The 18,411-nt window shown below is 67.7% G+C and carries 20 protein-coding genes and 1 pseudogene; 9 read left to right on the forward strand and 12 right to left on the reverse strand.

The window, feature by feature from the left end; all coding sequences use genetic code 11:
* From murJ to H5J31_RS27465, 7 genes are all read left to right on the forward strand, one after another.
* Positions 1–1,813 (forward strand): murein biosynthesis integral membrane protein MurJ (murJ, locus tag H5J31_RS27435; RefSeq protein ID WP_236005416.1); only part of this gene is annotated, 1,813 nt, incomplete at its 5' end.
* A gap of 120 nt (positions 1,814–1,933) precedes the next feature.
* Entirely contained in the window at positions 1,934–3,493 is a 1,560-nt protein-coding gene (locus tag H5J31_RS27440) for a protein kinase family protein (RefSeq protein ID WP_181775586.1), read from the forward strand.
* A 99-nt stretch (positions 3,494–3,592) separates the two neighbouring features.
* Positions 3,593–4,252 carry an RNA polymerase sigma factor SigM gene (sigM, locus tag H5J31_RS27445; RefSeq protein WP_181775543.1) on the forward strand — a complete coding sequence of 220 codons (660 nt, stop codon included), beginning with the start codon at positions 3,593–3,595 and terminating at the stop codon, positions 4,250–4,252.
* On the forward strand, positions 4,249–5,043 hold the full coding sequence (locus H5J31_RS27450; protein ID WP_181775544.1) for a hypothetical protein: 795 nt from the start codon (positions 4,249–4,251) through the stop codon (positions 5,041–5,043). Before sigM ends, H5J31_RS27450 begins: the two co-directional genes overlap by 4 nt.
* Positions 5,044–5,259: 216 nt before the next feature.
* Positions 5,260–6,255 (forward strand): thioredoxin-disulfide reductase, encoded by a 996-nt coding sequence (gene trxB / locus H5J31_RS27455; RefSeq protein WP_181775545.1) that lies wholly within the window; start codon positions 5,260–5,262, stop codon positions 6,253–6,255.
* 41 nt (positions 6,256–6,296) lie between these two features.
* Complete coding sequence (gene trxA / locus H5J31_RS27460) at positions 6,297–6,620, forward strand: thioredoxin (RefSeq protein WP_181775546.1); 324 nt, start codon at positions 6,297–6,299, stop codon at positions 6,618–6,620.
* Between the two features lie 261 nt (positions 6,621–6,881).
* Positions 6,882–8,030, forward strand: coding sequence for an N-acetylmuramoyl-L-alanine amidase (locus H5J31_RS27465; protein ID WP_181775547.1), 1,149 nt, complete (start codon positions 6,882–6,884; stop codon positions 8,028–8,030).
* 300 nt (positions 8,031–8,330) lie between these two features.
* Here H5J31_RS27465 and H5J31_RS27470 read toward each other — a convergent pair whose 3' ends face one another.
* Complete coding sequence (locus H5J31_RS27470) at positions 8,331–8,975, reverse strand: GNAT family N-acetyltransferase (RefSeq protein ID WP_181775548.1); 645 nt, start codon at positions 8,973–8,975, stop codon at positions 8,331–8,333.
* Positions 8,976–9,172: 197 nt separating this feature from the next.
* Here H5J31_RS27470 and H5J31_RS27475 point away from each other — a divergent pair, with 197 nt between their 5' ends.
* Both H5J31_RS27475 and H5J31_RS27480 read left to right on the forward strand, forming a co-directional pair.
* On the forward strand, positions 9,173–10,492 hold the full coding sequence (locus H5J31_RS27475) for an aminotransferase-like domain-containing protein (protein WP_181775549.1): 1,320 nt from the start codon (positions 9,173–9,175) through the stop codon (positions 10,490–10,492).
* A 38-nt stretch (positions 10,493–10,530) separates the two neighbouring features.
* Positions 10,531–11,481 carry a D-alanine--D-alanine ligase family protein gene (locus H5J31_RS27480; protein ID WP_181775550.1) on the forward strand — a complete coding sequence of 317 codons (951 nt, stop codon included), beginning with the start codon at positions 10,531–10,533 and terminating at the stop codon, positions 11,479–11,481.
* A 47-nt stretch (positions 11,482–11,528) separates the two neighbouring features.
* On the opposite strand, the gene H5J31_RS27485 is transcribed toward H5J31_RS27480, so the two are convergent.
* The 11 genes and pseudogenes from H5J31_RS27485 to rpmH form a co-directional block, all read right to left on the reverse strand.
* Positions 11,529–11,906, reverse strand: a complete 378-nt coding sequence (locus tag H5J31_RS27485; protein WP_181775551.1) for a hypothetical protein — start codon at positions 11,904–11,906, stop codon at positions 11,529–11,531.
* The gene (locus tag H5J31_RS27490; RefSeq protein WP_236005417.1) at positions 11,903–12,250 is read right to left on the reverse strand and encodes an HAD family hydrolase; all 348 of its coding nucleotides are present in this window, start codon (positions 12,248–12,250) and stop codon (positions 11,903–11,905) included. The genes H5J31_RS27485 and H5J31_RS27490 overlap by 4 nt, the downstream gene beginning before the upstream one ends.
* Before the next feature lie 82 nt (positions 12,251–12,332).
* Positions 12,333–13,352, reverse strand: a complete 1,020-nt coding sequence (locus tag H5J31_RS27495) for a ParB/RepB/Spo0J family partition protein (protein ID WP_181775552.1) — start codon at positions 13,350–13,352, stop codon at positions 12,333–12,335.
* The gene (locus H5J31_RS27500; protein ID WP_181775553.1) at positions 13,349–14,278 is read right to left on the reverse strand and encodes a ParA family protein; all 930 of its coding nucleotides are present in this window, start codon (positions 14,276–14,278) and stop codon (positions 13,349–13,351) included. Before H5J31_RS27500 ends, H5J31_RS27495 begins: the two co-directional genes overlap by 4 nt.
* Before the next feature lie 64 nt (positions 14,279–14,342).
* Positions 14,343–15,023 (reverse strand): 16S rRNA (guanine(527)-N(7))-methyltransferase RsmG, encoded by a 681-nt coding sequence (gene rsmG / locus H5J31_RS27505; protein ID WP_181775554.1) that lies wholly within the window; start codon positions 15,021–15,023, stop codon positions 14,343–14,345.
* A 166-nt stretch (positions 15,024–15,189) separates the two neighbouring features.
* A pseudogene (locus H5J31_RS40460) lies at positions 15,190–15,580 on the reverse strand (DUF6886 family protein).
* A gap of 78 nt (positions 15,581–15,658) precedes the next feature.
* Positions 15,659–16,216, reverse strand: a complete 558-nt coding sequence (locus H5J31_RS27510; RefSeq protein WP_181775555.1) for a Jag family protein — start codon at positions 16,214–16,216, stop codon at positions 15,659–15,661.
* Positions 16,217–16,246: 30 nt separating this feature from the next.
* Positions 16,247–17,353 carry a membrane protein insertase YidC gene (yidC, locus tag H5J31_RS27515; RefSeq protein ID WP_181775556.1) on the reverse strand — a complete coding sequence of 369 codons (1,107 nt, stop codon included), beginning with the start codon at positions 17,351–17,353 and terminating at the stop codon, positions 16,247–16,249.
* Positions 17,354–17,357: 4 nt separating this feature from the next.
* Positions 17,358–17,663 (reverse strand): membrane protein insertion efficiency factor YidD, encoded by a 306-nt coding sequence (gene yidD, locus H5J31_RS27520; protein WP_181775557.1) that lies wholly within the window; start codon positions 17,661–17,663, stop codon positions 17,358–17,360.
* Positions 17,664–17,667: 4 nt separating this feature from the next.
* Positions 17,668–18,078, reverse strand: a complete 411-nt coding sequence (rnpA, locus tag H5J31_RS27525; protein WP_181775558.1) for a ribonuclease P protein component — start codon at positions 18,076–18,078, stop codon at positions 17,668–17,670.
* A gap of 23 nt (positions 18,079–18,101) precedes the next feature.
* Positions 18,102–18,245 (reverse strand): 50S ribosomal protein L34, encoded by a 144-nt coding sequence (gene rpmH, locus H5J31_RS27530; protein WP_005154511.1) that lies wholly within the window; start codon positions 18,243–18,245, stop codon positions 18,102–18,104.
* Positions 18,246–18,411 lie beyond the last annotated feature (166 nt).

The following is an 18,411-nucleotide window of genomic DNA, read 5'->3' on the forward strand; positions in this document are numbered from 1 at the left end:
GGTCCGCCCGTGGCAGCAGGACCGGCGCGACGAACCCGACGCGACCCGGTTCATCCCGCGCACCCCCGGTGTCCCGATGGGATCGCGCTGGCCGGTCGCCGACCCCGACGTCCTCCGCCCGTACGACCAGCTCGCCACGCAGGTCATGCCGGCGATCAAGGACGCGCCGCTGGTCAAACCGCGGCCGGGGGAGACCGGCGAACAGGACGTCGCCGCCCCGGCGAAGGCGCCGTCGATCGCGAAGGCCAGTGGCCGGATGGCGATCGCGTCGCTGATCAGCCGGATCACCGGCTTCGCCTGGAAGCTGCTGCTGGTCGCGGCCATCGGCGCCAAGGTCGAGAACGACTCGTTCAACGTCGCCAACACGATGCCGAACATCATCTTCGAGCTGCTGATGGGCGGCGTGCTGTCCAGCCTCGTCGTCCCGCTGCTCGTGCGATCGCAGGACGACAAGGACGGCGGCGAGGCGTACACCCAGCGACTGGTCACGGTCGCCGGCACGCTGCTCGTCTTCGGGACGGCCATCGCGGTCTTCGCGGCACCGCTGATCACCAAGCTCTACGTCGACGACAAGGGTCAGGCCAACCCCGAGCTGGTCACCGCGTTCGCGTACCTGCTGCTGCCGCAGATCTTCTTCTACGGCGTGTTCGCGCTGCTCTCGGCGGTGCTGAACGCGAAGAACGTCTTCGGCCCGACGGCCTGGGCGCCGGTGATCAACAACTTCGTCGTCATCTTCACGATCCTCGTGGTCTGGATCATGCCGGGGAACATCTCGACCGATCCGGTGTCGATCACCGACCCGAAGGTGCTGACGCTGGGTCTCGGCGTGACCGCGGGCATCGTGGCGCAGTCGGTGCTGCTGATCCCGCCGCTGCTGCGGTCCGGGTTCAAGTTCAAATGGCGCTGGGGCATCGACAAGCGGATGAAGGAGTTCGGCGGGCTCGCTCTCTGGACCGTCGGCTACGTCGCGGTCAGCCAGGTCGGCTACACGATCACCACCCGCGTCCTGACCAGCGGTTCGCAGGGCGGTGTGACCGCGTACAGCAACGCCTGGCTGCTCTTCCAGCTGCCGTACGGCGTCATCGGCGTCTCGCTGCTGACCGCGATCATGCCGAGGATGAGCCGCGCGGCCGCCGACGGCGACCACAAGAAGCTGATCGGCGACCTCTCCTACGCGTCCCGCATCTCGACGGTGATGCTCGTGCCGATTTCGGCCGTCATGACCGTTGTCGGCGGTTCTGTCGGTATCGCCCTGTTCACCTTGGGCAAGGGCTCGGTCGAGGACGCGTCGCGAATGGGCGAGGCGCTCGCCATCTGCGCGTTCGCGCTGCTGCCGTACGCGCTGGTCATGCTGCAGATGCGGGTGTTCTACGCGATGAAGGACGCGCGGACGCCGGTGCTGATCATGATCGTGATGACCGTGGTCAAGGTGCCGCTGCTCTACCTGTGCCCGGCCCTGCTGTCGCCGGACAACATCGTGCTCGGCGTGATGATGGTCAACGGCCTCACGTTCGTCGTCGGCGCGATCCTCGGTCAGGTGTGGCTGTGGGTGACGCTCGGGAATCTCCGGAGCAAGCGGGTTCTCGGGGTGATCCTCTTCACGCTCGTCGCGAGTGTGCTCGGAGTGGGCGCGGCATGGCTCGCCGGGCAGATCGTCCCCGACTCGTTCGGGCCTACTTTCCAAGCCTGGGTGAAACTTTTCCTGCAGACGGCGGTCGGGATCGTGGTGTCGTTCGGCGTGCTCATGGCCCTGAAGGTCGAGGAATTGAAGCCCGCCACGGCGAGGATCACCCGGTTGATCAAGCGCGGGTAACGATTCACGCACGGATGGCGCGCGTTCACGCGTCGTATTCTGGGTACCCTCGGGGCGGGAGCTACGCGGGAGAGTGCGGTGGATACGAGACGGAGCGAACAGGCAGGGGAGGCGAGCCAGGTGGGCATCCGGGCCCAAGGCGGGTCGCTGGCCCCTGGCCGGGTCGTCGGTGACGGCCGGTATCGCCTGCTCGCACAGTTCGGGGTGGACGAAAGAGCCGCCGCGCACCTTTGGCGTGCCCGCGATGGGCAGCTGAAGCGTGACGTGGCGCTGACCCTGCTGGTCGGTGACCCGGCGGACGCGGAAGCCGCGAGGCTCGCGCGCCGGACACTGGAGCGGGCGGCGCACGCGTCGAAGTTCGGTCATGGCGGGGTCGCGCGCGTCCTCGACGTGCTGAGCCTCGGTAGCGGCGTGACGTCGAGCGAAGGTCTACTCGGGGTCGTCGTGGCGGAATGGACCAAGGGCAGCGACCTGGTCGACCTCGTGTCGCAGCGCCCGGTGGCGCCCGCCGCCGCGGCCCGGATGGTGCAGGCGCTGGCGGAAGCCGTCGACCACGCGCACCAGAACGGTCTCGTCCTCGGCCTCGACCATCCGCAGCGGCTGCGGCTGACCCCGGACGGCGCGCTGAAGCTCGCCTTCCCCGGCCCGCTGCCCGAAGCGACCCTCCGCGACGACGTCAAGGCACTCGGCGCTGTCCTCTACCTGCTGCTGACCGGCCGATGGGCACTGCCCGGCGGGCCCGCCGCGATCCCGGCGGCGCCGCACGCGCCGACCGGACGCGTCATCCCGCCGCGGTCGCTGGTGCCGACCGTCCCGGTCGAACTGTCCTCGCTCGCCGTCCGCACCATCGAGGACGGCGGCCACGGGGGCATCCGCACCAGCGCGGCCATCCTCCGGGTGCTGGACCAGGCCGCCGAGGCCGAGGAACGCACCCAGCTGATCAAGGCCGTCGGCGAGGAAGAAGCCCCCGCCGAATCGGACGGCACGGTCTGGACGACGAAGAAGCCGGTCAAGGACGTCGCGCGGCGCAAGAAGCTGGCGTTCGGCGTGACCGTGCTGGTCGTCGCGACCGTGGTCATCCTGGCCTGGGGCGGGATGATGCTGATCAACCTGTTCCAGGGCGAGTCGAAGTCGAGCGGACCGCAGATCAACGTGGCCCAGCCGTCGTCGTCGCAGGTGGCGCCCCCGCCGGGAGAGCAACCGCCGCCCGCCCAGCCGCCGCCAGCGCCCGCGCTGGGCGCGCCGGTGAAGCCGTCCGCGGTCACCGTCTACAACCCGGGCAGCAAGGGCGACAGCCCCGGCCGCGCCAGGAACGCGACCGACGGCCAGGCCGGCACGTCGTGGAAGACCGACGAGTACGACAAGCAGTTCCCGGTCCTCAAGGACGGCGTCGGGCTGATCGTCACCTTCAAGGACCCCATCAACCTGAGCCAGATCAAGATCGACGCGGGAAGCCCCGGCTCGAAGGTCGAGATCCGCTCGGCGGACAAGAAGAACCCGAAGATCGACGAGACGAAGGTCGTCGGGAACGGGGAGCTCGCCGCCGGCGAATCGACGATCGCTTTGCAGCAGCCGCAACAGGGTCAGTACTTCATCATCTGGATCACACAACTGGGTGAAGATGAGGACGGCAAGTTCGTCACCGAACTCAAAGAGCTGACGTTCCTGCCTGCGGGGTGACGCCGCACACCGGGTCAATGTCTTCGAGGCGCGCGCTATCGTCACCCGCCCGCGCACGTCGCGTTCGAGTGACACGGCCCTGTCAGTAGGCTCTCCCGGGTGACAGCTGCAGCTCCCACGGACGCGGATCTCATAGCGGCGCACGCCGCTGGGGACCCGCACGCGTTCAGTGAACTGGTCCAGCGACATCGAGACCGCATGTGGGCGGTGGCCCTGCGCACCGTGCGGGATCCGGAAGAAGCCGCGGACGCCCTGCAGGACGCCTTCATCTCCGCGTTCCGCGCGGCGGGCAACTTCAGGGCCGAATCGCAGGTCACGACGTGGCTGCACCGCATCGTCGTGAACGCCTGCCTCGACCGTATCCGGCGCCGTCAGGCCAGACCGACCGTCCCGCTGCCCGAGACCGGGCAGTTCAACGAGCCCGCCTCGCCTCGCGACTCCATGTCCGAGCGTGAGACGAGCCTCGTGGTCAAGGAAGCCCTCGACCTGCTTCCCGAAGAGCAACGTGCCCCGATCGTGTTGGTCGACGTCGAGGGATACTCCGTCGCTGAGACGGCGAAGATGCTCGGTATCGCCGAGGGCACGGTCAAGAGCAGGTGTGCTCGAGGTCGCGGAAAGCTCGCGAAGGTTCTCGGACATCTGCGGAACCCCGATGCGATTGCGAACGTCCCAACTCACGAAAGCAAACGAGAGCGCGCTACCCCGAAACGGGGTGCCAGGCGTCCTCAGGGCACGCCGGGTGACGGGGAGGGACGATGACAGACGAGAGCAGGGGGATCGGTGGGACCGTCGGTCCGCCGTGGTCTGTCGATGTGCTCGCCGACCTGCACGCAGGCGTGCTGGACGAGCGGGAGGCGGCCGAACTCTGGCCGCTGGTGAACGCCGACCCCGAAGCACTGGCGATCATCGAAGCACTTGAAGCGACCACGGCCGACCTCGCGGAACTCGCGAACGAGCCGGTCGCACCGATGCCCGCGGAATTCGCGGCACGGATCGACGCGGCGCTGGCCGCCGAGATGCAGACCCGGCAGGCGTCGCCTGGGTTTCCGGGCGCGCCCCAGGGGCAGGCGCAGGTCGCCCCGGTGGTGGACCTCGCGGCTGCACGGCGGCGGCGGAACAAACGGATCGGCTGGGGCGCGGGGATAGCGACCGTTGCCGCGGCGGCCATCGCCGCGGTCGCGATCGTCGTCCCGACTTCGCAGCAGTCGAGCCCGGACGGCGGCGTCGCACAGCCTCCGCCCGCTCCCGTCGGCCCTTCGGTCGGTGGGGACGGCGGCGGTGCCGAAGCACTCGTCGGCAAGGCGATCGGCGTCCGCGACTTCGGTTCGCTGAAGACCGAAGAGCGGCTCGACGTCTGCGTCGAGGCCGCCGGTCTGGATCCCGACGTGCGACCGGAGGGCATCCGGCCGGTCAACGTCGCGGGCAAGGACGGCGTGATGGTGATCTACACCACAGGCAAACTCGCCCAGTTCCGCATAGTGGCCTTCGGTGCCGACTGCGGCCCGGGCAACCCGGCGATCCTGTTCGACAAAATCATCGGACAGAAGTAGCCGGCCGAAACCTCACTGGTCCCTCGCTCCCCACCAGCCTCGATATCGGGGGAGCGGGGGACCTTTGCTATCGCGCTAGGTTTTCTAGCGGCGCTAGAGGTCGGATGTCATGGCTGCCGCAATCGTGGAGAAGTAGCGGCGGTCACCGCCGGGAACACCGCCACCTACGATCGTGTTGAGCCTGGTGAACAGGTCACTACGAGCGGAGGTCCACGGGTGGCTGCCGAGGAGATCAGGAACCTGATCATTGTGGGATCGGGTCCTGCGGGGTACACCGCCGCCGTTTACGCGGCACGAGCACAACTCGAACCGCTGGTGTTCGAGGGCACTCAGTTCGGCGGTGCGTTGATGACGACGACGGAGGTCGAGAACTTCCCCGGCTTCCGCGAAGGCATCCAGGGTCCCGACCTCATGGAAGAGATGCGCGAGCAGGCCAAGCGTTTCGGCGCCGACCTGCGCCAGGAGGACGTCGAGTCCGTCGAGCTGACCGGTGACGTCAAGTACGTCGTCGCGAACGGCAAGCGCTACGCGGCCCGCGCGGTCGTGCTCTCGATGGGTGCCGCGGCCCGCTATCTGAACGTCCCGGGTGAGCAGGAACTGCTCGGCCGCGGTGTTTCGGCCTGTGCGACCTGCGACGGCTTCTTCTTCCGCGACCACGACATCGTGGTCGCCGGCGGCGGCGACTCCGCGATGGAGGAGGCGACCTTCCTGACGAAGTTCGCCAAGTCCGTCACGATCGTCCACCGCCGCGAGGAGTTCCGCGCCTCCCGGATCATGCTGGAGCGGGCCCGCGAGAACGAGAAGATCAAGTGGGCGCTCAACAAGCAGATCACCGGGGTCGAGGGTGAGGGCAAGGTCGAAGGCCTGAAGCTCAAGGACACGGTGACCGGCGAGGAGTCCCAGCTGGACGTCACCGGTTTCTTCGTCGCGATCGGCCACGACCCGCGCAGCGAACTGGTACGCGGCCAGGTCGACCTCGACGAGGACGGTTACGTGGTCACCAAGGGCCGGACGTCCTACACGAACCTGCCCGGCGTTTTCGCGGCCGGCGACCTGGTGGACCGCACCTACCGGCAGGCGATCACCGCCGCCGGTTCGGGCTGCGCCGCCGCGATCGACGCGGAACGATGGCTGGCGGAGCACGCCGGTGTCGAGACCGCTCAGGAGACCCCCGAGCTGGTCGGCGGCGGCTACGGCGCCACCGCCAACTGACCTTCGCAGCATCCCGTTCACCACCCCCAGGAGGAGACACCATGGCCAACACCGTGACGGTGACCGACAAGACCTTCGTCGACGACGTGCTCACGAGCGACAAGCCCGTGCTGGTCGACTTCTGGGCGACCTGGTGCGGCCCGTGCAAGATGGTCGCCCCGGTGCTCGAGGAGATCGCGGCGGAGAACGGCGAAAAGCTGACCATCGCGAAGCTCGACATCGACGCGAACCCGAACACGGCGCGTGACTACCAGGTGATGTCGATCCCGACGCTGATCCTGTTCCAGGGCGGCAAGCCGGTGAAGCAGATCGTGGGCGCCAAGCCGAAGGCCGCGCTGCTCTCGGACCTCGCCGACGTCCTCTGATCTCGCGTTTCACCTGCCGAAACCCGGGGCCTGCCCAGGCTCCGGGTTTCGTCGTTCCGGAGACCGGGTATTTCCGAGGGTCACGGGAACATGATCATGGCCCTCGGACGGGTTCCACGAACGGGGACTTGACGCACCGACCGGGCCTCCGCGCTCACCGAGAGTTCACAGGGCACAATAGAGCACCGGGGTTCTCCCCGCAGAGTTTTCACGCCGTGCACCGAGCTCGATTCGGTGCCCCAAAGGAAGAGCGAGGAGTGCATGCGGGTACTCCGCCGCGGTGACGCCGGACCGGACGTCGCCGAGATCAGGTCCACGCTGGCGGCGATGGAGCTGCTCCCGCCGGTGACCGAATCCGGGGAGTACGAGGTATTCGACACGCCGATGGAGCACGCTGTACGGGCGTTCCAGCAGGGTCGTGGACTCATCACCGACGGTCTGGTGGGTCCCGCGACCTATCAGGCGCTCCGTGGCGCGGGCTTCCACCTCGGCAGCCGCCCGCTCGGCTTCATGTTCTCGGCCCCCTTGCAGGGTGACGACGTCTTCGCTCTTCAGGAGCGGCTGACCGAGCTCGGTTTCGACGCCGGCCGCCCGGACGGGCACTTCGGCGCGCAGACCGAGCGCGCGCTCAAGACCTTCCAGCGCGACATGCGCCTGACCGCCGACGGCATCTGCGGTCCGGCCACCATCCGCGAACTGCACCGCCTTTCGTCGCCGCGTGCCCGCGGCGGCCGCCCGGTCTTCCTGCGCGAGCAGGAGCAGGTGCGCCAGGCCGGTCCCCGGCTGCGCGGCAAGCGCATCGTGATCGACCCGGGCCACGGCGGCGAGGACCTCGGCGTCGTCGCCGGCGAGCTGCGTGAAGCGGACATCGCCTGGGATCTGGCGCGGCGGCTCGAAGGCCGCATGCAGGCCACGGGTATGGAGGCACTGATCTCGCGCGGCCCGAACCAGAGCCCCAGCGAGGGTGAGCGCGCCAAGTTCGCGAACGAGGCGGGCGCCGACCTGTTCCTTTCGCTGCACAACGACAGGAACCCCTCGCCCAAGGCGCAGGGTGTCGCGAGCTTCCATTTCGGCACCGGCAACGGCACCACGTCGACCGTCGGTGAGCTGCTGGCGGGCTTCATCCAGCGCGAGCTGGCCGCCCGGACGGGCATGCTCGACTGCCGCACGCACTACAAGACCTGGGAGATCTTCACCCGCACCCGCTGCCCGGCGGTGCGGATCGAGATCGGCTACCTGACCAACCCCGAGGACAGCCGCAAACTGGCCGACCCGGCTTTCCGCGACGTCGTCGCCGAAGGCATCTTGGTCGCCGTGAAGCGTCTGTACCTCCTCGGCGAAGGCGACCAGCCGACCGGCACGTTCACCTTCGCGGACGTCCTGGCCCACGAACTCGCCAAAGCGGAGTAGCCAGTCCTCCACACCCGCACGCGGGCGCACTTCCCCCTGCCGACGCGCTCGGCACAACCGGTTGTGTGCCCCCTCGCCCGACCACGCCACCCCTAGAGCCGACCGGTGCGCAGCCCCCGCCCTTCCCGGGGGGGCGTCCCCAGGTCCAGCCTACCCATCCACAGATTTTCCACCGCTCCTATCAGCGATCTGTGGATAACTCGGCGGGTTACCCACAGCTGTCCCCAACCCGGGGGATGGCTGCTGCGCGCACCTGAAAACTCTGCTAGAGCGGTGCGGTGAAGGGCGGAGCGGGGACGCTCAGGCGCGACCCAGGCTCGGTTCGGCGGTCGTGATGGAGACCTGGCCGAGCAGCCGCTCAAGGGCCGCCTCGACGTCTTCCTTCCACGAAATCGCCGACCGCAGTTCCAGCCGCAGCCGCGGCCAGCGCGGGTGGGGCCGGACGGTCTTGAACCCGACGCTCTGCAGGAACGCCGCGGGCAGCACGCAGCTGTGCCCGCCGTCCGGGTCGGTCTCGTCGGGCTTGGCGTCGCCGAAGGCCTCGATCGCGCGGACACCGCGTTTGGTCAGATCCTTCGCGACGGCCTGCACCAGCATCCGGCCGAGTCCGCCGCCCTGGAATTCGGGAAGGATCTGGAAGGCGGTGAGCAGCACCGCGTCCGGACCGGGCGGGGAAGTCGGGAAGGCCAGCGACCGTGGCACGGCGTTCGGCGGCGCGTAGAGCACGAAGCCGACGGGCAAGGTGTCGCTGTAGACGATCCGGCCGCAGGAACCCCACTCCAGCAGAACGCTGGAAACCCAGGCTTCCTTTTCGACCTCCGTCGCGCCGTACTCCTCGGCCTGCGCCTTCATATGCGGCGCCAGCTCCCAGTACACGCAGCGGCGGCAGCTCTTGGGCAGATGCTCCAGGTTGTCCAGGGTTACGCCCACGACGCGACGCGACACCGACAACCTCCCTGAACGAACTGACAACCCTACGCAGCCTTGTCCCGAGCAAGGCTCGCCGAAGGGGTCCTGATCGAGGATAGGCCGATGTGATGAACACCGGAAGGCCAGGGCCCCTCAAGGGAGGGTGGTTACACTCGATGGAACTACCAGTCGGTAGCGACTATGTCCACTTCGAAGCACGGGTGAAGCGCCTGATGACCGAGAATCGCCCTGTCCGGCCGCAGACCGGCCGACACAACCTCGACCCGCATCTCGACCGCTACGCAGCTCGTACGGCCGGAATGACTGCTTCCGAGATCAGGGCCTTGTTCGCGGTAGCCAGTCGCCCCGAGGTGGTCTCGCTCGCCGGCGGGATGCCGAACCTCGCCGCGCTCCCGCTGGACACGCTGTCCACACAGGTCGGCGAGCTCATCGCCGAAGAGGGCCTGGTCGCTCTCCAGTACGGCTCCGCGCACGGCGTCCCGACGCTGCGCGAGCAGATCTGCGAAATCATGGCCCTCGAAGGCATCAAGGCCCACCCGGACGACGTCGTCGTGACCGTGGGCTCGCAGATGGGCCTCGACATGGTCACCCGGCTCTTCTGCGACCCGGGCGACGTCGTCATCGCCGAGGGACCGTCGTACGTCGGCGCGCTCGGCTCCTTCGCCGCCTACCAGGCGAACGTCGTCCACGTCGCGATGGACGACCACGGCCTGGTCCCCGAAGGACTGCGCGCCGCGCTCGAAGAAACCAAGAAGTCCGGGCAGCGGGTCAAGTTCCTCTACACGATCCCGAACTTCCACAACCCCGGCGGCGTCACGCTGGCCGTCGAGCGCCGCGCGGAGATCGTGGAGATCTGCCGCGAGAACGACATCCTCATCATCGAGGACAACCCGTACGGCCTGCTCGGCTTCAGCGGACAGACGTACCCCGCGCTGCGCTCGATCGACCCCGACAACGTCGTGTACCTGGGCTCTTTCTCGAAGACCTTCGCCTCCGGCCTGCGGGTCGGCTGGGTCCTCGCGCCGCACGCCGTCCGAGAGAAACTCGTACTCGCCGCCGAGTCCGCGACGCTTTGTCCGCCGACGCTTAACCAGTTGATCGTGTCGCGATACCTCTCGACTCACGACTGGATGGGTCAGATCAAGACCTTCCGCGAGAACTACCGGGAGCGCCGGGACGCGATCCTGTCCGCTCTCGATCAGCACATGCCCGCGGGCTGCACCTGGACCAAACCCGATGGCGGATTCTACGTCTGGATGACCGTCCCCGAAGGCGTGGACACGAAGGCGATGCTGCCGAGAGCCGTCACCGCCCGGGTCGCGTACGCCTCCGGAACCGGTTTCTACGCCGACGGTTTCGGCAGCAGGCAGCTGCGCCTTTCCTACTGCTATCCGACGCCGGAGCGGATCCGCGAAGGCGTCCGGCGGCTCGCCGCGGTGCTCGAGTCCGAAATGGACCTCGCCCGGACCTTCGGTAACGTGGGCCGACGCGAGATCTCGGGACCGCAGAATCCCTCTCCGGACACGGTCTGATCGGCCGACCGTCCGCAACCAGACTTAAGGAGTCCTCGGTGGTCGACCGCACCGTTGCCGTGCTCGCAGGTGGGCTTTCCCACGAACGCGACGTCTCCCTCCGCTCCGGGCGCCGGCTTTCGGCCGCGCTGCGGTCGGAAGGTCTCGTCGTCGAGGAGTGGGACACCGACGCCGGCCTGCTGGAGCGTCTTCGCACCCAGCGCCCCGACGCGGCCGTCGTCGCCCTTCACGGTGGTGAAGGGGAGAACGGCTCGGTCCAGACGGTGCTGGAAATGCTGGACGTGCCCTACGTCGGCACCAGCTCACAGGGCTGCCGCCGCGCGTGGGACAAGCCGACGGCCAAGGCGCTGATCGCCAAGGCGGGTTTCTCCACGCCGGACTGGGTCGTGCTGCCGCACAGCACCTTCCGCGAACTCGGTGCGCAGGCCGTACTGGACGCGATGGTCGAGAAACTGGGCCTGCCGCTGATTCTCAAGCCCGACCAGGGCGGTTCGGCGCTGGGCACCCAGGTCGTCAAGGAAGCCTCGGAACTGCCCGCCGCGATGGTGGGCTGCTTCGCGTACGGCGACACCGTTCTCGCCGAGAGGTTCGTAGACGGCGTTGAGGTGGCCGTGACGGTCATCGAAGGCGAAGACGGTCCCGAAGCCCTTCCCGCGGTGGAGATCGTGCCCGAGAGCGGCGTGTACGACTACACCGCCCGCTACACCGCCGGGCTGACCGATTTCTTCACGCCCGCGCGGATCACCGACGACGCCGCGAAGGCGGTCGGTGAACTGGCCGTCGCCGCGCACAAGCAACTCGGCCTTCGTGACATCTCGCGAACCGACGCCGTGGTCTCCGAAGACGGCACGGTCTACTTCCTCGAAGTGAACCTGTCGCCGGGCCTCACCGAGACCTCGACGGTGCCGATGGCGATCGAGGCCGGCGGCGCGACGCTCGGCTCGGTCTTCGCCGACCTCGTCAGCCGAGCGGTGACCCGGGAAAGCTGATCCCGGCTCGACGAAGGGGACTTGCCCACTGCGGGCGAGTCCCCTTTTCATGCCCGCGGCAGAGCGACGACCTGGAAGGCGTCCTCGTAGATGATCGGGCCCGGATCGTCCGCCCAGACGGTCTCGCAAGGGATCTCATGCGCCTTCAGGATCAGCAGGTAGCCGTCGACGCGCTCGATGAAGATCCGCGCCGTCGGTTTGAACCACGCGGCAGCGCCGGGGTTGAGCGTGGTGTCGTAGACGCTCGGATCGGTATGCGCGGGGTTGATGAAGTTCGCGTCGTACCAATCGTTGTTCGTCCGCCGGAAGGTCTCCTGCTCGACGGTGAGGTGACCGGCACGCGCCAAGCCGTTGACGAGACCGAAGACGCCGGTGAAGGTTCCGCGCTCATTGCGGGTCGGACTCTGGAAACGGACGAAGCTCATCGCCGAGGCCAATCATGCGCCACGCGAGCAGGCGGCCAGATACATCTCTGGATCGGCTTCGACGCGGAGACTTGATCGGCGGCCAGTTTCACGGGAAACATCTCCGAAAGTCCGCCGCGAACGAGAGCGGCCTCCAGGAGCATCCGGGGTGAGTTGCTCGCGACTGCGACCGGGACGGCGGCGGCGGTCAGTTCGACCAACTCACGCGCGCCGGGCTTCGCCTCCGCCGTGGTGTCGGCCGCCGCCGGAAGCGACTTGCCGATCACCGACACCTTCTCGTCCGAACCGAACGGCAGACCTCGCCGCGCGAACCGCGGATTTCGGCCGCCGAAAAGCCTCCGCACACTTGCCCCCAGTTCAAGCACTCAGAGTTATCCCGTGATCATCACTGAGCAATCGTCACCGTGACAAAACGACCCGGTGTAATCACTCATCGGTTTTCGATGTCTGATTTGCCTGATTCGCATCCATCAGCGCGACGATGCGTTCAAGATCGTCAACCGAGCCGAATTCGAGCGTGATCCGCCCCTTGCGGCGACCGAGGTCGACCTTCACGCGGGTGTCGAAGCGGTCCGAAAGCCGGTTCGCCAGATCTTGGAGACCCGGCGCCTGGATCGGTTTGCGGGGAGCGGGCTTCGGCTTGGCCGGCTTCTCGCTCTTCTTGAGCGTGACGGCTTCCTCGGTCGCGCGGACCGACATGCCTTCCGCGATGATCCGCGCGGCCAGCTCTTCCTGACTTTCGGCGTCTTCGAGCGAGAGCAGCGCCCGCGCGTGGCCCGCCGAAAGCACCCCGGCGGCTACCCGTCGCTGGACCGCAAGAGGGAGTTTGAGCAAGCGGATCGTGTTCGTGATGACCGGGCGGCTGCGCCCGATCCGGCCGGCCAGCTCCTCGTGGGTGACCGCGAACTCGTCGAGCAGCTGCTGATAAGCGGCCGCCTCTTCGAGCGGGTTGAGCTGAACGCGGTGGATGTTCTCGAGGAGCGCGTCGCGCAGCATCGCCTCGTCGGCGGTCTGGCGGACGATCGCCGGGATCACCTTCAGTTCCGCCAGCTGCGACGCGCGCAGACGCCGCTCGCCCATGACGAGTTCGTACTCGTCGGTGCCGAGCTCCCGGACCACGATGGGCTGCATGAGTCCGAACTCGCGGATCGAGTGCTCCAGCTCACTGAGCGCGTCCTCGTCGAAGACCTGCCGCGGCTGCTTCGGGTTCGGCTTGATCTGGCTGACCGGAACCTCGCGGTAGACCGCTCCGGCGACCGAGCCGCCGACCGAACCGGCCTCACCGTTGGCCGCGAACCAGCCCTTGTCGTCCGGACCCGCGGGCTTGGGCGGGAGACCGGGAGCGGCTGCGGAGCCGTTCTCGGCCGGGGCCGCAGAGCCCGGTGGCGGGCCGGTGGGGATCAGGGCGGCGAGCCCGCGCCCGAGCCCCCCTCTGCGCTCGCTCATGCCGTACCGCTCCTTTCCTTCATCTCCGCACCCCGTTGTGCGATCTCCTTCGCCGCGTCCACGTAGCTCATCGCGCCACGGGAACCCGGGTCGTACGCGAGGACCGTCTGCCCATAGCCGGGTGCCTCGGACACCTTCACGCTGCGCGGGATGACCGTCTTCAGAACAGTGTCCCCGAAGTGGTTCCGGACCTCGTTCGTCACCTGATCGGCCAGCTTCGTCCGGCCGTCGTACATGGTGAGGAGGATCGTGGAGACGTTCAGTTCACGGTTCAGGTGCTTCTGGACGAGCTCGATATTGCTCAGCAGCTGACCCAGACCTTCGAGCGCGTAGTACTCGCACTGGATCGGGATCAGCACCTCCTGCGCGGCGACCATCGCGTTGACGGTCAGCAGACCGAGCGACGGCGGACAGTCGATGAAGACGTAGTCGACGCCGATCTCGTCGAGGATCTCGGACGACAGCGCCTCCTTGAGCCGCATCTCCCGGGACGCCATCGACACGAGTTCGATCTCGGCACCGGCGAGGTCGATGGTGGCGGGCACGCAGTAGAGGTTCGGTGACTGCTCGCTCTGCGCGGCCGCCTCGGCGAGCGTCACCTCACCGATCAGCACCTCGTAGATCGATGGCGTGCCGGAGCGGTGGTCGATGTCGAGCGCCGTGCTCGCGTTGCCCTGAGGGTCGAGGTCGATCACGAGCGTCTTCAGCCCGTGGACGGCGAGGGCGGCGGCGAGGTTCACCGTGCTCGTCGTCTTACCGACGCCGCCCTTCTGATTGGCGACCGTCAGCACGCGTCGACGGGCCGGTCGGGGGAGCGCACCCTCCTTGGGGTGCAGCACGCTGGCGGCGCGGACAGCCTCTTCGGCGATGGGTGTCCAGCCGAGTTCGTGGCCAGTGCTCGCAGGGTCGGACGGCGGGGGAGTCACCGGTCTCGAGCCTCCTCTGTATTAGACGTTGGAGTCGTTCTGCGTTGTTTCACGTGGAACTGGACTAGCTTCGCCTGCCGCGCGACCGGTTCGGTTTCGGAGGCAGGCGATGGATCACGACGACCGTGCTGGGAACCTCGAGCACCTTTGTGCCGCACTCGAAGACCTCAGGCTCACCGCCGCCGGCCTTCCGGACGGCGACACGATCGCGTTCGATTTCCTCTCCGGCGCTCGCTCCTTTGAGGGCGACCAGAGCACCTTGAGAACGCACGAGCGGGAGACACCAGTTCGCGAGCCGGGCCAATGGGGCGACCGCCCGGGCGGTGACGACATCCGCGCCACCGAGCTCCTCGCGCACCTGCCGCTCCTCCGCGCGCCCGCGGACAACGGTGATGGGGAGTTCCAGCTTGTCGGCAACCTCGGCCAGCCAGTCGACCCGGCGGGCCATCGGTTCGAGCAGAACGATATCCAGGTCCGGTCGGCTGATCGCGAGCGGTACACCCGGAAGCCCCGCGCCCGACCCGACGTCGACCACGCGGGCACCCTCGGGGATCCGTTCGCCGATCACCGCGGAGTTCAGCACGTGCCGTTCCCAGAGCCGGTCGACCTCACGGGGACCGATGAGCCCACGCTCGACACCGTGGAGCTCCAGAAGCTCGACGTAGCCGGCGGCTTGCTCGAGGCGGTCTCCGAACACCTCCGCCGCCGCACTCCGTACCGATGCGGCGACCCCGTCCAAGCCCACACTCGCTCCCTCAACCTCGACGCCGTTTCACGTGAAACGCGCTCAACCGATTGTCCATGACGGCGACCGCAAAGCGGGGAGACAGACCGAAGTTGTGGACAACTCCACTCGTCGTTCGCGCGTTTCACGTGAAACGCCACGCGTGTAATTCGCTTCGCGAGCCAAGTCAGGAGCGCCACAGGTTCGGGAGGACACGTAACTGGATTCCGGCGGCTTCGTGGAGAGCGAACAGATCACCGACCAGTTCAGGTGGCGCCAGCGGCTCGACCGTCCGGCTCGAAACCTGCGCGTGGGGCACGGGCTCGCCGAACGGATTTCACCGCGTCGAGCCAGTGGTACTCGACGGCGTGTACCCGCTCCCCGCCGCCGGGGCCAAGGAACCTCGTCTGGTCTTGCTCCGTGGTTCGGCTCTCCACTCAGGCCAACGCCCGCGGGAACCAGGTAATCCGGCGTCCGTTCCGCGTCCACCGCCAGACGTATGCCTCGGGTTGCCGGGCCGACTCAGCCCGGTGCGGGACGAAGCGGGTGATCGAAGGATCCTCCGAGGAGTGGAGCACCCCTCACCTCTCGCTACACCCGAACACAAAGAAGCGGCCCGCCGGAAGACCGGCGGGCCGCTTCTCTCAAGAGGACTGTCAGGCGGGGAAGATGACGACCCGGCGCTTCGGGTCCTCTCCTTCGCTCTCGCTCTTGACCCCGTCGACGGAGGCGACCGCGTCGTGCACGACCTTCCGCTCGAACGGGCTCATCGGCTGCAGCCGGACACGCTCGCCGGACGACACCACGGTCTCGGCGGTGGAGCGACCGAGTTCGCGAAGCTCCTCGCGACGGTCCGCACGCCAGCTCGCGATGTCCAGCATCAGGCGGCTCCGCGAACCGGTCTCCTGCTGGACCGCCAGCCGGGTCAGCTCCTGCAGCGCTTCGAGCACGGTGCCGCGCGGGCCGACCAGCTTCTCCAGATCCTCGCCACCGTCGATGCTGACGATCGCGCGGCCCGCCTCGACATCGAGGTCGATGTCGCCGTCGTAGTCCAGAAGGTCGAGCAGCCGCTCGAGGTAGTCGCCGGCGATGTCGCCCTCCTTCACGAGGACGTCGTCGTCGACACCTCCCTTGCGACCGGTCTCTTCAGCGGCGTCCGTTTCCTCGGCCGCGCTGTTCTCCTCGGCGTCGATCGTGTCGATCGTCTCCGCCATTCTTAGTCTCCTCTCCAGCCCGGATCAGCGTCAGCGACGCTTCCGGCCCGATTTCTTAGTCGAGTCCGAGATGAGACCGGGCACGTCCGTGCCGTTCTCCTTCGAGCCGTTCGTCGACGGCTCGGCTGACGCGTTGGTGGCGTCCTTCTTCTCTTCGGCGGACGAACCGGTCTGGGCGAAGCCGTGGGGCGAGCCGGCCTTGCGAACCTGGCCGCCACCGGACTGCTGCTTGTTCCGCTTCTGCTGGACGGGCTTCTGGCCGGGGCGCGGCGCGGTCGGCTTCTGGCCCGGCTTCGGGCCGAGGTTGGCGCGCTTCTCCTTCTCGGCTTCCTTGCGGGCCTCTTCTTCCTTGTCGATCTTCGTGTAGACGAGGCGCTGCTGCATCAGGGTCCAGCCGTTGTTGGCGAGCCAGTAGAAGAGCAGACCGATCGGGAACAGGGCACCGAAGACGAGGACACCGAGCGGGAAGATGTACATCGTCAGCTTGTTCATCATCGCGGTCTGCGGGGTGGCCGACTCGGGGTTCTGGCGCTGGACCGAGTGACGCGCGGTGAGGTGCGTGGCGATGCTGGCGACGATCATCAGCGGGATGGCGACCGGGGCGACGTGCCAGTGGAAACCGGCGGCGGTGTTGCCGCCGCTGACCATGTCGACACCGGTGTAGATGGCCTCGCCGAGGTTGGTGCCGAACAGCTTCGCGTTGACGTACGACTCGACACCGGCCTGGTCGAAGAAGTAGTTCTCGGTCTTCGGGCCACCGTACGGATTGATGGTGAACATCCGCAGGACGTGGTTCAGACCGATGAAGACCGGGATCTGCAGCAGCATCGGCAGGCAGCTGCCCAGCGGGTTGACGCCGTGCTCCTTCTGGAGCTTCTGCATCTCCATCGCCTGGCGCTGCCGGTCGTTGGAGTACTTCTTCTGGATCTTCTTCATTTCCGGCGCGAAGTCCTGCATCTTCTTCATCGACCGGACCTGGTTCACGAACGGCTTGAACATGATGCCGCGGACCGTGAACGTCAGGAAGATGATCGCCAGAACCCAGGAGACCGCGTTCGCCTCACCGAACACGAGCCCGAAGACCTTGTGCCAACACCACAAGATGAAGGACACGGGGTAGTAGATGAAGTCGAGCACTGAGCTACTCCTCGATCGGTGTTTCAGGTCGGCGGTGGCGCCACGAGAACGTCTCGGGTACCGGGTCGCGGCCGGGCATGGTCCACGGGCCACAGCGCAGCAGGCGCCGGACCGCGAGGTAGGTACCGCGGCCGGCGCCGTGCCGGGTCAGTGCCTCTACGGCGTACGCGCTACAGCTCGGGTAGAACCGGCACGCCGGAGGAAGGAAGGGGGATATCGCCTTGCGATACAGCTTGATGGGCAGGAGCAGGACCCAGGCCACCGGGCCCGGCCGGGCTTCGTCGGTGGTCTCGTTCTCGGTGGCTCGCATGCCGTTACACCGCTGATCCGTTGTCGGGGGGTCGCGCCTGGCGGGACTTCCCCGCGACGGCGGAAGACCCGGAGAGCCCGAGGCGCCGCAGAGACGCGTCGAGGTCCGAGCCGAGTTCCGCGCTGGACGCGTCCGCGGCCGGAGGTAGTGCCCGTATCACCAACGAGCTCCCCGGCGGCAGTGTTCCGATCCTGGCGGAAACGAGATGCCTCAACCTGCGGGAGACCCGGTGGCGCACCACCGAATTCCCGACGGCCTTGCTCACCACAAAACCCGCCCGCGCCGCTTCGGCGGCATCGGACGGGTCCGTGGACAACGCATGGACGACGAGGCGGCGCCTGCCTGCCTTGGCCCCACGCCGCATCACGGCACGGAAATCCTCACTGCGCCGCAAACGCGCGGCGGCCGGCAGCACGACGTCCCTCGACGGCGGCCGGATCAGGCGGACAGCGCGCCGCGGCCCTTGCGACGGCGAGCCGCCAGGATGGCCCGGCCGGCGCGGGTCCGCATCCGAAGCCGGAACCCGTGGACCCGGGCGCGTCGGCGGTTGTTCGGCTGGAAGGTGCGCTTACCCTTGCTCACGACTTACTTCTCCTGTTTCATCGGCCGCCGGGAGCGGTTCGACCCGTTCCTGGCGTGTCGTGCTGACGCACGGCAGTCTGTGGTGTCTCCTACCAACGTGTGGCCTCGTCACGTCGAGCGACGACAACGTGGGCACGCGAAACGCCCCCGCTGTATACGGGAGACC

The sequence above is a fragment of the Amycolatopsis pittospori genome (genome assembly GCF_013870525.1).
GTDB classification, from domain to species: domain Bacteria; phylum Actinomycetota; class Actinomycetes; order Mycobacteriales; family Pseudonocardiaceae; genus Amycolatopsis; species Amycolatopsis pittospori.

Coding starts and splice junctions, on each gene's coding strand:
- H5J31_RS27450 (WP_181775544.1), top strand. CDS start 4,249: ATGACAGACGAGAGCAGGGGGATCGGTGGGACCGTCGGTCCGCCGTGG.
- trxA (WP_181775546.1), top strand. CDS start 6,297: ATGGCCAACACCGTGACGGTGACCGACAAGACCTTCGTCGACGACGTG.
- H5J31_RS27465 (WP_181775547.1), top strand. CDS start 6,882: ATGCGGGTACTCCGCCGCGGTGACGCCGGACCGGACGTCGCCGAGATC.
- H5J31_RS27475 (WP_181775549.1), top strand. CDS start 9,173: ATGACCGAGAATCGCCCTGTCCGGCCGCAGACCGGCCGACACAACCTC.
- H5J31_RS27485 (WP_181775551.1), bottom strand. CDS start 11,906: ATGAGCTTCGTCCGTTTCCAGAGTCCGACCCGCAATGAGCGCGGAACC.
- H5J31_RS27495 (WP_181775552.1), bottom strand. CDS start 13,352: ATGAGCGAGCGCAGAGGGGGGCTCGGGCGCGGGCTCGCCGCCCTGATC.
- H5J31_RS27510 (WP_181775555.1), bottom strand. CDS start 16,216: ATGGCGGAGACGATCGACACGATCGACGCCGAGGAGAACAGCGCGGCC.
- yidD (WP_181775557.1), bottom strand. CDS start 17,663: ATGCGAGCCACCGAGAACGAGACCACCGACGAAGCCCGGCCGGGCCCG.